Below are 13,125 nucleotides of genomic sequence, written 5' to 3'. Positions count from 1 at the left end.
GTAAGGGATTTCTTAACATCCGACGAACCGGACCCGAACGCGGCTTGCCAGCAAAACAAACCCTTATCGCGCTCGGCGTGATCGCGGCCATGGCCTGCGTCAGCGGTTGCACGTCGACATCGCAGATGAAATCCGCGTCTTCCCTGACCGAAACAGCGACCGTCGCCGGCACCGATGCCGGCTTCACCATACCGTTGCCGGAGACGGTTTGGGTGCTGCCGGAATCGTCGGGGATTACGCCCGTTCAAACCGCTGAGTTGTCCGCCGGCCCGACCACACAGGCGGCCGCGGCAACCGCGGCCTTTGCCGGAGCGACCCCAACCGCACCGGCCGTGCCGGCGGTGATGACCGCCAATGCCTGGCAGGCGCCGCCGCCGGCTGGCGCCGGCGCACCAATCAAGGCGGCAGCCACCTACGCCACCGCCGGGCTCATCGTGCCGGCGATCGCCAGGAACGATCAGAAAGCCATGCCCGGCGTGCAGCAGGCGGCCTATGTTGTGCCGCAGAATCCGGCTGCCCTCGTCCAGTTTCCTGCCGCTCCGGTGCAGGAAGAGCATGCGACCGGCGTGCGCGGCGATATCGACCGGCTGATCGTAAAATACGCCGCGTTTTATCAGGTGCCGGTCGACCTTGTGCGCCATGTCGTCAACCGCGAAAGCACCTTCAATCCCAAGGCCTACAACAACGGCCATTGGGGGCTGATGCAGATCAAGCACGCGACGGCGCGCGGCATGGGCTATGACGGACCGGCCAGGGGCCTGTTCGATGCCGAAACCAACCTGAAATACGCCGTCAAATACCTGCGTGGCGCCTGGCTGGTGTCGGACGGCAACGCCAAGCGCGCCGACTGGCTCTATCAGACCGGCTACTATTTCGACGCCAAGCGCAAAGGCCTGCTCGAGGCGACCGGCCTCGGCGTCGACCGCAAGCGGCGCCGCCTGCTGCCCGACGCCTGAGCGAAATGCCCGAACCGCGCCCGCCGGCTCCGAACGACATCCGGCTGCGCAAGATCCTCGACGAGACGCTGGTTCCCGCGCACTGGTCGGATGGCTTTGTCATGCGCACCCTCGAGCCCGGCGATGCGCCGGCCTTGCATGCGCTGCTGACCGAAGTGTTCGACGATGGCGCCGACGGCCCGTTCGACGAATGGTGGCCACGCATCCCAGGCGACCCCGAATTCGATTCTGCGCTCTGTTTCCTCGTCATCGACGCCAAGGGCCTGCTGGTGGCGGCGGCGCTGTGCTGGACGAGCGCCTTCGTCAGGGATCTCGCCGTGCATCCGCAGGCGCGCGGCAGGGGCATCGGCGAGGCGCTGATGTGGCACGCCTTCGCCGTCTTTCGCGAACGCGGCGCAGACCATGTCGACCTCAAGACCAACACGGTGGAAAACGCCGCCGCTGTCAGGCTCTATCAGCGGCTTGGGATGAGCCCTGTCGCCTGGGAAGGCTGAAGCCGCGGCCCGGCCCACCGCCGCTCGCGGGCATCGCTCGGGAACCCAGAGCGCCGCTCCGCATTCAAAGAGTGGTGGAGGGGTCCGACGAGCTTCCGGAGCCTCGAAGGCTTGCGTCGCCGTTCCGAAAGGAGATCCTCCGCCGCCATGAGGCTCTTTCACGCATTTGCCACGTTGGTCGCTGCCGCGATGATTGCGGCTGTGCCTGCGCGAGCCGTCGAATTGTCGATCGTATCGGGCGACACAGGAATCGGCATCAAGGTGCTGCGTGAAATCCTCGACCGCTATGAGAAGGGCAGCGGCAACAAGGTCAGCATCGTCGTCATGCCGGCATCCGGGACCGACCAGTTCGGCCAGTACAGGCTGTGGCTTGCCGCCGGCAATAGCGATATCGACGTCTACCAGACCGATGTGATCTGGGCGCCGCAGCTCGCCAGCCAGCTCGTCGACCTGACCGCGGCGACCAAGGATGTCGTCGGCGCCCATTTCCCCTCGATCATCCAGTCGCAGACCGTCAACGGGAGGCTGGTGGCGCTGCCGATCTTCACCGATGCGCCGGCGCTCTACTACCGCAAGGACCTGCTCGACAAATACGGCGCCAAGGTGCCTGCCACCTGGAAGGAGCTGGCCGACACCGCCAAGCTGGTCATGGACAAGGAACGGGCTGCCGGCAACAAGGACATCTGGGGCTTCGTCTTCCAGGGCAATGCCTATGAGGGGCTGACCTGCGACGCGCTGGAATGGGTGATGTCGAACGGCGGCGGCCAGATCATCGAGCCGGACGGCACCATCTCGATCAACAATCCAAAAGCGGCGGCAGCGCTCGACACGGCCAAAGGCTGGGTCGGAACCATCGCGCCACCCGGCGTGCTGGCCTATCAGGAAGAGGAATCGCGCGGCGTGTGGCAGACCGGCAATGCGGTCTTCATGCGCAACTGGCCCTACGCCTATGCACTAGGCAATTCCGAAGGCTCGCCGATCAAGGGCAAGTTCGACGTAGCGCCGCTGCCGGCCGGCACCGGCGAAGGCGCGCGTCCGGCGGCGGTGCTGGGTGGCTGGAATCTTGCCGTGTCCAAATATTCCAAGCACCCGGACGCTGCGATCGGGCTCGTCAAATTCATCGCCTCGCCCGCGATGCAGAAATACCGCGCGCTGAGGAACTCCAGCCTGCCGACCATCCAGGCGCTCTATGACGATACCGACATCGCCAGACAACAGCCGATCGTTCCGCGCTGGAAGCAGATCTTCCTCAATGCGGTGCCGCGTCCCTCGGCCGCGGCCAGGATCAAGTACAACGAGGCGTCGAGCCAATTCTGGAACGCCGTCCACAAGACGCTGTCGGGCGATGGCACCGCGGGCGACAATCTGGCCGACCTCGAAGCCATGCTGACCAGGCTGAAGGGGCGTGGCTGGTGACGCCACAACGCGCCTCCATGTCCCGCCCGGCGCGAGGGATGACAGAAGCGGAGCCGAGGACTGAAGCCGTCGCGACCCACCGCCCGCGCTCGCGGCTGATGCGCCAGCGCGTGCGTTCGGCCTGGCTGTTCCTGGCGCCGATGCTCCTGGTGCTCGCCGCCGCTGCCGGCTGGCCGCTCGCCCGCACGGTCTATTTCAGTTTCACCGACGCTTCGCTGGCCGATCTTGACGCCCGCCAGTGGGCAGGCTTCGCCAATTACTTCTCGGTGCTGCGCATGCCGAGCGGCCGGGTGCTCTACGATGGCGTGCTGGCCGACCCGGTGTGGTGGAGCGCCGTCTGGAACACGGTGCGTTTCGCGGCCCTTTCGGTTACCTGCGAGACGATCCTCGGCATGGTCGTCGCGCTGGTGCTCAATGCCGAATTCCCGGGCCGCGGCATCGTCAGGGCGGCGATCCTCATCCCCTGGGCGATCCCGACCATCGTCTCGGCCAAGATGTGGCAGTGGATGCTCAACGACCAGTTCGGCATCATCAATGTGGTTCTGCTCAATCTCGGCCTGATCGACACCAAGATCGCCTGGACGGCCAACGCGGACACGGCGATGGCCGCCGTGCTGGTCGTCGACATCTGGAAGACGACGCCGTTCATGGCGCTGCTCATCCTTGCCGCGCTGCAGATGCTGCCGCGCGAGATCATCGAGGTCGCCAGGCTCGACGGCGCCAATCCGTGGCAGATCTTCTGGCGGGTGACCTTGCCGCTGATCCGGCCTGCGGTGATGGTGGCGGTGATCTTCCGCGCGCTCGATGCGCTGCGCATCTTCGACCTGATCTATGTGCTGACGCCCAACAACGTGCACACCAAGTCGATGTCGGTGTTCGCGCGCGAGAACCTGTTCGAGTTCGACAAATTCGCCTACGGCTCGGCCGCTTCGACGCTGCTGTTCCTCATTCTTGCGCTTCTCACCATGGCCTATATCCGGATCGGCGGGGTCAGCCTCGAGGGCGGGCGCTGAGATGTGGATCCTGAAGCGGACGGCTTTCTACCTGCTGGTCGCGGCCATCGTGCTGGTCGCGGTATTCCCCTTCTATTACGCCATCGTCACCAGCCTGAAATCGGGCACCGAACTGTTCCAGGCCGACCTCTGGCCGAAGACGTTCAGCCTCGGCAATTATCGCAACGTGCTGACCGAAGGCGCCTTCGCGCGTAACCTCGTGAACTCACTGGTGGTCTCCGGCGCGGTCGTCGCGCTCTCGCTGTTCCTCGGCGTCACCGCGGCCTACGCGCTGGCGCGCATCCGTTTTCGCGGCCGCTCAGCGCTACTATTCGCCATCCTGTCGGTATCGATGTTCCCGCAGGTGGCGGTGCTGGCCGGACTGTTCGAGCTGGTGCGGATGTTCAGCCTCTACAATTCGCTTCTCGCGCTGATCTTCTCCTACATGATCTTCACCTTGCCGTTCACCGTCTGGGTGCTCACCGCCTTCGTGCGCGACCTGCCGGTCGAGGTCGAGGAGGCGGCGATCCTTGACGGCGCGACGCCGTGGATCATCATCACGCGCATCTTCCTGCCGCTGATGTGGCCGGCGCTGGCGACCACCGGGCTGCTCGCCTTTATCGGCGCGTGGAACGAGTTCCTGTTTGCGCTGACATTCACCTCCAACAACGCCCAGCGGACCGTGCCGGTGGCGATCGCGCTGCTTTCGGGCAATTCGCAGTTCGAGATCCCGTGGGGCAACATCATGGCCGCATCGGTGATCGTCACCGTGCCGCTGGTGCTGCTGGTGCTGATCTTCCAGCGCAAGATCGTCTCCGGCCTCACCGCCGGCGGCGTGAAGGGGTGAGGAGAAAATGTCGGAACCGGCCGCAGCGGCGCGTCCTTAGGTCTTAGAGCAACCGCGCCGGGACGCCGGCGCTGTGACCAAGGAGCCGATCATGATCACCTTCCCCAACGAATCCGCCAAATACCGCGCCGCCCGCGAAAAGCTGCTGAACAAGGAAATCGAGCTGCGCCGCGCCATGGAGGATGTGGCCGTGGCACGCCACGCGTTGCCGCCGGGCGGGCTGGTGCCACAGGATTACGTGTTTGATGGGCTGGATGCCGAGGGCAGGGCGGCCGAGATAAAGCTGTCGCAACTGTTCGCACCCGGCAAGGACACGCTGATCCTCTACCAGATGATGTTTCCGCGCCATCCGCAGGAGACGCGCGACGTGGCAATGACGGGCGGCACGGCGAAGCTGGCTCGGCCGGACCAGCCATGCCCGTCCTGCACGGCGCTGCTCGACCAGTTCGACGGCGCCGTCGGCCATCTCCAGGCGGCCGGCTTCAACTTCGCCGTGGTGGCGAAAACGGCGCTCGAAAACCTCGTCACGCTCGGCCGCGACCGTGGCTGGAAGAACATGCGGCTGGTGTCGTCGGCCTCCAACAGCTTCAAGCGCGACTACAACGCCGAGGATGCCGACGGTGCGCAGATCCCGCTGCTCTCGGTGTTCCACCGCGACGCTGACGGCATCAGGCATTTCTGGTCGTCCGAACTCGGCTTCGCGCCGCCCGAACCCGGCCAGGACCCGCGCGCCATCGGCACCTGCGAGATCCTGTGGAACCTGATGGATTTCACCCCGGAGGGCCGGCCGAACTGGCACGAGCAGCTGCAATATGGCGAGGCATGCTGCCATTGACGGCAAGGCGCCCGGCGCAACTTCCGTGCATCTGCGGCGTTGGAATCCCGAGGGAACCATTCCGATCGGAGATTGCAGATGAAAACGCTTCTGACCATGACCGCCGCGGCCTTGCTCGCCGCCGCGCCCGCCGCGCTTGCCCAATCCACTGCCCAAACGACGCCGCTGGCGGCCGACAGCAAGGTCGACACGCAGACCTTCATCAAGACGGTGCCCGGCGCCAACGAGTTCGAGATCCAGTCGAGCAAGCTCGCCGAGCAGAAATCGGCGTCGGCCGACGTCAAGGCCTTCGCCAAACAGATGATCGAGGACCACACCAAGGCCGGCGAGGACTTCAAGGCGGCACTCGCGCAGGGCCAGACCACCGCCTCGACCAAGCCGGCCGGCCCGGCGCTGCAGCCGAAAGAACAGGGCCAGCTCGACGAGCTCAAGGCCGCCAGCGGCAAGGACTTCGACACCAAATACATCATGATGCAGACAGCCGCTCACAAGGACGCCGTCGCGCTCTTCAGCACCTACGCCAAATCGGGCGACGACCCGGCGATGAAGGAATTCGCCAAGAAGACGCTGCCGACGCTGAAGATGCACGAGAAGCACGTGAAGGAACTGGGCGCGGCGCATCAGGGGTGAGGGCGGTCGAGAGGGAGCTGAACCGCAGACGATAGCACTCTACGGCGCCCCCCCCTCTGTCCTGCCGGACATCTCCCCCTCTTGGGGGGAGATCGGCAGCTTGGGCGTCGGCGCTCTTTCTGCCCACGCTGAAAATTTAGCGAAAGCATTCGCGACAGCCAATCTCCCCCTCGAGGGGGGAGATGTCCGGCAGGACAGAGGGGGGCGCCGGAGGGCGGCGCGACGGCCAGGGTTCTTCCCATGCTTACCTGGGACTACAGTGCCGCACCACCACCCTGAGAGCACCCATGCCCAAACTCGACCTCGCATCGCTGCCCGTCCGCAAGGGCTCGGGCTATCCCGCGCCCTTCGACGCCCCTTGCGCCGGCCGCACGCGCCGCCGGCTTGGCGATGCCGGCGGACTGACCGATTTCGGCGTCAACCTGATGGCGCTGCCGCCCGGCGGCTGGTCAAGCCAGCGTCACTGGCACAGCCATGAGGACGAGTTCGTCTATGTGCTGGAAGGCGAGCTAACGCTGGTCGAGGATGGCGGCGAGACGCTGCTCAAGGCCGGCGACTGCGCCACCTTCGCCAAGAACAGCGGCGATGGCCACCATTTGATCAACCGCTCATCCACGACGGCGCTCTATCTCGAGGTCGGCTCGCGCAACCCGGACGATGTCATCACCTGCTCCGACATCGACATGATGAGCCCGAGTTCGGATGGACGCTTCCTGCACAAGGATGGCACGCCCTATCCGGGGCAGGGGTGAGCGCTGGACAACGCGTCGGCGCCAGGGGGAGCGCCCTACGAGATTTCGCAGGCGAGGGACGAGTTCCGGCTCTGGACTGCGGGTCGGCGCTGGCGTTCCCCGGCCGGCACTATAAGCTCCCCCAAACCCAGGGAGCACCACCATGAAGAAAGAAATCATCGAAGTGGCCGTCATGTCGGACAAGGTGCGGGCGCTCGGCCTGCCCTGTTCGACGGCGGTGAAGGCCAACGGATTCGTGTTCATCTCGGCGACGCCGCCGGTGGACATGGTGACCGGCGAGATGGTGCGCGGCGACATCGAGGTGCAGACCGAGGCGTCGCTCAAGGCGCTGAAACATTGCCTGGAAGCGGCCGGCACCTCGCTGGACAATGTCGTGATGGTGCGCATCTACGCCGTCAATTCCGGCTTCTACAACGCGATTAACCGGGTTTATGCCAAGTACTTCTCGACCAACCCGCCGGCGCGGAGCTTTGTGCCGGTGGCGTCATGGCCGATGGAGTTTGATGTTGAGATCGAGTGTGTGGCTGTGGCGTGAGGGGTGAGAAGCACGCGGGTAGCGGACGAAAGCTGATTGTTTGGCGGTTCGAGTTTCGAATGCTCTGAGCCCGCCAAGGGCGGGAATCCTTAGCGCAAGTTTTTACTTGTCTTTCAAGTAAACTCGTCCTCAACTCACTTCGGGGATAGGGAGGGCGAGTCATTGAACAAATTACCGAAAAAATTCGTCGAACGGGTTGCGTTGAATCTCAAGAAGTATCAGCGGATCACGCTCGCTCAGCAAAAATCGGATGTCGCGGAAGCCGACACAGTTACCTTAGTCAAAGACATCCTGGCTGATGTCTTTGGCTATGATAAATATGATGAACTGACATCGGAACATCAGATTAAGGCCACATATTGTGATCTCGCGATCAAGATCGCAGGGAAACTGCGATTGCTTGTCGAAGTGAAATCAGCAGGCAGCAGCTTGGCCGAGAATCACCTGAGGCAGGTTATTGACTATGGGGCTCACCAAGGCATTCACTGAGTGATCCTGACCAATGCGGTCGAATGGCGGCTGGTCCGCATCTACGTAGCAAACCAGATCAGCCACGAAGAAGTTTGCCGCATCGTACTTGCCGACATGAATCCCAAGAATGAGGATCATCTGCAATGCCTCTTCCTATATGCCAAGGAAGGGCTGACCACCGATGCGATGGATGCCTTCCATCAGCAGGCCCAGTTGTTCAACAAGTTTACGGTTTCGGCGGTCATCCGGTCCGAAGCAGTAATTTCGGTGGTACGTCGCGAAATCCGGAAGCTCTTTCCAGACCTCAAAGTCGGTAACGAGAACCTATCGCAGTTGGTCGAAAATGAGGTGATCAAGCGGGACACGATCGAAGGCGACAAGGCGAAGGAAGCGGTCGCTAGGATGCGAAAAGCCGCGAGCAAATTGGAAAGAGCGAAAGCTAAGGCGTCGAAGCCAATTGCTATTAATGTTGAGACCTGACGTCTCAGTTGAATCGTAACACCTTTGCCGGTACCTCACGCCAGTCAGCTGCGGTTTTTGTCCGTGACGGTGCCAAAATACCTTTCAATTGCTCAGGACAAGTATGAGTGCTTTTGACGCAATAATCACAACCAAAAATGCTCGCCCAATTTGGAAAAAACTTAGTGAGAGTATCGTTCCAATCATCGGCGCAAAAGAACTAAAAGAAATTGTTGCATCGATCGACCAATTAAAATCAGATATTAAGCAACATAAGTACATTCCATCAATAGGGCATGGCTACCTTGGTTATCTGAAATCTGCTGGCTGTACCCGGTTTGTCCCGATTCTGACAGCTGAAGATATGACTGTATATTACTTAATTGTGCTCGCCCTCCAAGAGTACCTCATTGAGGATTTCGAGGGAGTGTATGGCGCATACCGGTCCGTTCCTAGAATTGTTTCAAATTTTTATCTGAATGAATTCGACAGAAAGTTTATTGAATATTGTAAAAGTGAAGGAATATTATATCTAAGGTGGGCTGACGACATAGTCCTGTTCGGAAAGTCAAGGATTCACCTTGAAGCTACCATGCATCAAGCATCTAGGTTCTTACTAAACTTGGGTCTAAATTTTAATGCCTCTAAGACAAGGCATTTTTCAAAGCGTGAGTTCAAAGAGTATAGGGCTCTTTCATTACTTAGTGCTGTCTCGAAGAAAAATATAGGTGCATTCGATAGAGAGTTAAGGAGATTTTCTGCAAGTTATCCGTTGAAAGGCGGTCGAATCGATACCGTAGTTAAAGCCTCGCTCAACCTTCTTTCTGCCGAACCGAGAGCTAGAACCTTATTTTCGATGAATTACTTACGCGAAAGGTTGCGTGAGTATGAGTTTTTGTCAGGGTTTAACGAGAGCCAACTATTAAAGAAGTATCTTCTTTATGGAAATATCGGAACTGAGCTTAAAAAGGATATAGAAATTATCCTTAGGCATCCATGCGCGGCGCCGCGTGCGACATTTCTGTCTTTTATTAGAAAATACAAAGCTAGACTTCTTAAAGAAGGCGTTTCTGTATCTAATTTGAAGAAATTTGTCGAGCGAATCGAAGTGGAATCGCAGGACAGTGAAATTAACCTGTCAATATGCGTTCCTGCGGCGAAGGCCGCTATCTGATTCGACGGATGAACTCATGCTTGCTGCCGGCTCCCCTCTCGTGTGGAAGTAGATGCCTCAAGCAAAATACTCCTGCAGCGGCCGCACCTCCAAGCTCCCAGCCTTCAGCGCCGCGATCGCTTCGGCCACCGCGGCGGCACCCGACAGAGTCGTGTAATACGGCACCTTCTGCATCAGCGTCGCTCGCCGCAACGACTTGGAGTCCGACACCGCCTTCTGCCCATCCGTGGTGTTGAAGACGATCTGGACCTGGCGGTTGCGGATGGCGTCCTCGATGTGGGGGCGGCCTTCGAGCACCTTGTTTATCTTCTCGGCGACGACGCCGTTTTCGGCGAGGAAGCGGGCGGTGCCTGAGGTGGCCATCACCTTGAAGCCGAGGCCAGCGAGGCGCTTGACCGCCGGCAATATGCCTTTCTTGTCCTCGTCGCGCACCGAGACGAACAGCGTGCCGGAGCGGGGGAGATCAACACCCGCCCCTAACTGGCTCTTGGCGAAGGCCAGCGCAAAGTCGCGGTCGAGGCCCATGACCTCGCCGGTCGAGCGCATTTCCGGGCCGAGCAGGATGTCGACGCCGGGGAAACGGGCGAAGGGGAAGACGGCTTCCTTGACCGCGATGTGGCCGGGGTTGCGCGGGTCGGGCATGGCGCCGTAATGGGCGAAGGCGTCTTCCAGGCTCTCTCCGGCCATGATGCGGGCGGCGATCTTGGCGATGGGGCGGCCGATGGTCTTGGCGACGAAGGGCACGGTGCGCGAGGCGCGCGGGTTGACCTCCAGCACGTAGACCGTGCCGTCCTTGATCGCGTACTGCACGTTCATCAGCCCGCCGACATTGAGCGCGCGGGCAAGGGCCGCCGTCTGCCGCTCCAGCTCGTCGACCAGTTCGGAAGGCAGCGAATGAACGGGGAGCGAGCAGGCCGAGTCGCCCGAATGGATGCCGGCCTCCTCGATGTGCTCCAATATGCCGGAGACGAAGGTCGCCTTGCCGTCGCAGAGGCAGTCGACATCGACCTCGATGGCGCCGGAGAGATAGGTGTCGAACAGCAACGGGTTCTTGCCCAGAAGCGTGTTGATCTGGCCGGTCTTGTCGTTGGGGTATTTCTGCTTGATGTCCTCCGGCACCAGGCCGGGCACGGTGTCGAGCAGATAGGATTGCAGCATGCCCTCGTCATGGATAATCTGCATGGCGCGGCCGCCCAGCACATAGGAGGGGCGCACCACCAGGGGAAAGCCGAGCTCGCCGGCGACGAGGCGGGCCTGCTCGACCGAATAGGCGATGCCGTTCTTCGGCTGGCTGAGGTTGAGCTTGTGCAGCAGCTTCTGAAAGCGGTCGCGGTCCTCCGCCAGGTCGATCATGTCGGGCGAGGTGCCAAGGATCGGGATGCCGGCCTTCTCCAGCGCATCGGCGAGCTTCAGCGGCGTCTGGCCGCCGAACTGGACGATGACGCCGACCAACTCGCCCGACGCCTGCTCGGCGCGCAGGATCTCCAGCACGTCCTCCGCCGTCAGGGGATCGAAATAGAGCCGGTCCGACGTGTCGTAGTCGGTCGACACGGTCTCCGGGTTGCAGTTGATCATGATCGCTTCATAGCCGGCGTCGCGCAGGGCGAAGGCGGCATGGCAGCAGCAATAGTCGAATTCGATGCCCTGGCCGATGCGGTTCGGACCGCCGCCGAGGATGACCACCTTCTTGCGCGACGACACCTGCGCCTCGTTGGCGAGCGCGCCGGCGAAGGGCACTTCATAAGTGGAGTACATGTAGGCGGTCGGCGACGCGAACTCGGCCGCGCAGGTGTCGATGCGCTTATAAACCGGATGAACGTCGAGCTTTTCACGAATCTTCTGAACGACTTCCACGTCGCTCTTCGTCAATGAGGCGAGGCGGGCGTCCGAAAAACCCATGGCCTTCAGCATGCGCAGATTGGCGGCGTCCTCAGGCAGGCCGTGCTCCCGGATGCGGGCTTCCATGGCCAGGATCCCGGCGATTTGCTCGAGGAACCACGGGTCGATCTTGCACATGGCGTGCACGTCTTCCAGCGAGGTGCCCATGCGGATCGCCTGCGCCACCATGCGCAGCCGGTCGGGGGTGGGGGTGCCAAGGGCGGCGCGGATGGCGTTGCGGTCGTCGGCGCTGTTTGCGGAACCGAGGCCGGGGATCTCGATCTCGTCAAGACCGGTGAGGCCGGTCTCCAGCCCGCGCAGCGCCTTCTGCAAGGATTCCTGGAAGGTGCGGCCGATAGCCATGACTTCGCCGACCGACTTCATCGCGGTGGTCAGCACCGGCTCCGCGCCGGGGAATTTCTCGAATGCAAAGCGCGGGATCTTGGTGACGACGTAGTCGATAGACGGTTCGAACGAGGCGGGTGTCGCGCCGCCGGTGATATCGTTCTCCAGCTCGTCCAGCGTGTAGCCGACGGCAAGCTTGGCGGCGATCTTGGCAATGGGGAAACCGGTCGCCTTGGAGGCCAGCGCCGAGGAGCGGGAGACGCGCGGGTTCATCTCGATGACCACGAGGCGGCCGTCGGCCGGGTTGACGGCGAACTGCACGTTGGAGCCGCCGGTCTCGACGCCGATCTCGCGCAGCACCGCGATCGAGGCGTTGCGCATCATCTGGTATTCCTTGTCGGTCAAGGTCAGCGCCGGCGCGACGGTGATGCTGTCGCCCGTGTGCACGCCCATCGGATCGATGTTCTCGATGGAGCAGACGATGATGCAATTGTCCGCTCTGTCGCGGACGACCTCCATCTCGTATTCCTTCCAGCCGAGCACGCTTTCCTCGATCAGCACCTCGGTGGTCGGCGAGGCGTCGAGGCCGGACTGGACGATGTCGAAGAATTCGGCCCTGTTGTAGGCGATGCCGCCGCCGGTGCCGCCCATGGTGAAGGAGGGGCGGATGATGGCGGGCAGGCCGACATGGTCGAGCGCCTGGGCGGCGATCGCCATGGCGTGGCTGATGTAGCGCTGCTTGCGGTCGCCTTCGCCGAGGTTCCAGCTTGTCTCCAGCGCGTCGAGGGCGGCATCGAGATTGTCGGGCTTTTCGGCCTTCAGTGCCGCGCGTTCGGCCTCATGCGTCTTGCGGTCGGCATTCTTGACGTCGGTGGCGTTGGCCAGCATCGACTTCGGCGTTTCCAGGCCGATCTTCTTCATCGCTTCGCGGAACAGCGCCCGGTCCTCGGCCTTGTCGATGGCCGTGGCGTCGGCGCCGATCATCTCGACATTGTAGCGCTCCAGCACGCCCATGCGGCGCAGCGACAGCGCGGTGTTGAGCGCGGTCTGGCCGCCCATGGTCGGCAGCAGCGCATCCGGGCGCTCCTTGGCGATGATCTTGGCCACGACTTCGGGGGTGATCGGCTCGATATAGGTGGCGTCGGCCAGTTCCGGGTCGGTCATGATGGTGGCCGGGTTGGAATTGACCAGGATGACGCGGAAACCCTCTTCCTTCAGCGCCTTGCAGGCCTGCGTGCCGGAATAGTCGAATTCGCAGGCCTGGCCGATGACGATGGGGCCGGCCCCGATGATCAGGATCGACTTGATGTCGGTGCGTCTTGGCATCTTTATGAATTCCGT

Annotated in this window: 13 protein-coding genes; 12 read left to right on the top strand and 1 reads right to left on the bottom strand. The window is 62.0% G+C overall.

Annotation, left to right across the window (positions count from 1 at the left end; genetic code table 11):
* Nucleotides 1-44 precede the first annotated feature (44 nt).
* The 12 genes from ACIU1A_RS20885 to ACIU1A_RS20830 all read left to right on the top strand — a co-directional run bounded on the left by ACIU1A_RS20885 (nucleotide 45) and on the right by ACIU1A_RS20830 (nucleotide 9,561).
* Nucleotides 45-956: a transglycosylase SLT domain-containing protein gene (locus ACIU1A_RS20885; protein ID WP_404925177.1), complete on the top strand. Its 912-nt coding sequence runs from the start codon at nucleotides 45-47 to the stop codon at nucleotides 954-956.
* A gap of 5 nt (nucleotides 957-961) precedes the next feature.
* Nucleotides 962-1,450 (top strand): GNAT family N-acetyltransferase, encoded by a 489-nt coding sequence (locus tag ACIU1A_RS20880; protein ID WP_404925176.1) that lies wholly within the window; start codon nucleotides 962-964, stop codon nucleotides 1,448-1,450.
* A 147-nt stretch (nucleotides 1,451-1,597) separates the two neighbouring features.
* Entirely contained in the window at nucleotides 1,598-2,866 is a 1,269-nt protein-coding gene (locus ACIU1A_RS20875) for an ABC transporter substrate-binding protein (protein WP_404925175.1), read from the top strand.
* A 38-nt stretch (nucleotides 2,867-2,904) separates the two neighbouring features.
* A complete protein-coding gene (locus ACIU1A_RS20870) occupies nucleotides 2,905-3,879 on the top strand; it encodes a carbohydrate ABC transporter permease (protein ID WP_140631932.1) in 975 nt (324 codons plus the stop codon).
* 1 nt (nucleotide 3,880) lies between these two features.
* A complete protein-coding gene (locus tag ACIU1A_RS20865) occupies nucleotides 3,881-4,705 on the top strand; it encodes a carbohydrate ABC transporter permease (RefSeq protein ID WP_404925174.1) in 825 nt (274 codons plus the stop codon).
* 91 nt (nucleotides 4,706-4,796) lie between these two features.
* Nucleotides 4,797-5,540 carry a DUF899 family protein gene (locus tag ACIU1A_RS20860; protein WP_404925173.1) on the top strand — a complete coding sequence of 248 codons (744 nt, stop codon included), beginning with the start codon at nucleotides 4,797-4,799 and terminating at the stop codon, nucleotides 5,538-5,540.
* 78 nt (nucleotides 5,541-5,618) lie between these two features.
* On the top strand, nucleotides 5,619-6,170 hold the full coding sequence (locus ACIU1A_RS20855; protein WP_404925172.1) for a DUF4142 domain-containing protein: 552 nt from the start codon (nucleotides 5,619-5,621) through the stop codon (nucleotides 6,168-6,170).
* Between the two features lie 287 nt (nucleotides 6,171-6,457).
* Nucleotides 6,458-6,922, top strand: coding sequence for a cupin domain-containing protein (locus ACIU1A_RS20850; RefSeq protein ID WP_404925171.1), 465 nt, complete (start codon nucleotides 6,458-6,460; stop codon nucleotides 6,920-6,922).
* A 142-nt stretch (nucleotides 6,923-7,064) separates the two neighbouring features.
* Nucleotides 7,065-7,457 (top strand): RidA family protein, encoded by a 393-nt coding sequence (locus tag ACIU1A_RS20845; RefSeq protein WP_404925170.1) that lies wholly within the window; start codon nucleotides 7,065-7,067, stop codon nucleotides 7,455-7,457.
* Nucleotides 7,458-7,619: 162 nt separating this feature from the next.
* Complete coding sequence (locus ACIU1A_RS20840) at nucleotides 7,620-7,946, top strand: hypothetical protein (RefSeq protein WP_404925169.1); 327 nt, start codon at nucleotides 7,620-7,622, stop codon at nucleotides 7,944-7,946.
* Nucleotides 7,947-8,408: a hypothetical protein gene (locus ACIU1A_RS20835; RefSeq protein ID WP_404925168.1), complete on the top strand. Its 462-nt coding sequence runs from the start codon at nucleotides 7,947-7,949 to the stop codon at nucleotides 8,406-8,408.
* Nucleotides 8,409-8,511: 103 nt separating this feature from the next.
* Nucleotides 8,512-9,561: a reverse transcriptase domain-containing protein gene (locus tag ACIU1A_RS20830; RefSeq protein WP_404925167.1), complete on the top strand. Its 1,050-nt coding sequence runs from the start codon at nucleotides 8,512-8,514 to the stop codon at nucleotides 9,559-9,561.
* A gap of 57 nt (nucleotides 9,562-9,618) precedes the next feature.
* Here the strand turns inward: ACIU1A_RS20830 and carB are convergent, their stop codons facing one another.
* Complete coding sequence (gene carB / locus ACIU1A_RS20825) at nucleotides 9,619-13,110, bottom strand: carbamoyl-phosphate synthase large subunit (protein WP_140686115.1); 3,492 nt, start codon at nucleotides 13,108-13,110, stop codon at nucleotides 9,619-9,621.
* Nucleotides 13,111-13,125 lie beyond the last annotated feature (15 nt).

It is taken from the genome of Mesorhizobium maamorense, assembly GCF_044998965.1.
Lineage (GTDB): Bacteria > Pseudomonadota > Alphaproteobacteria > Rhizobiales > Rhizobiaceae > Mesorhizobium.
This window is presented reverse-complemented; position numbering and strand designations above follow the sequence as displayed.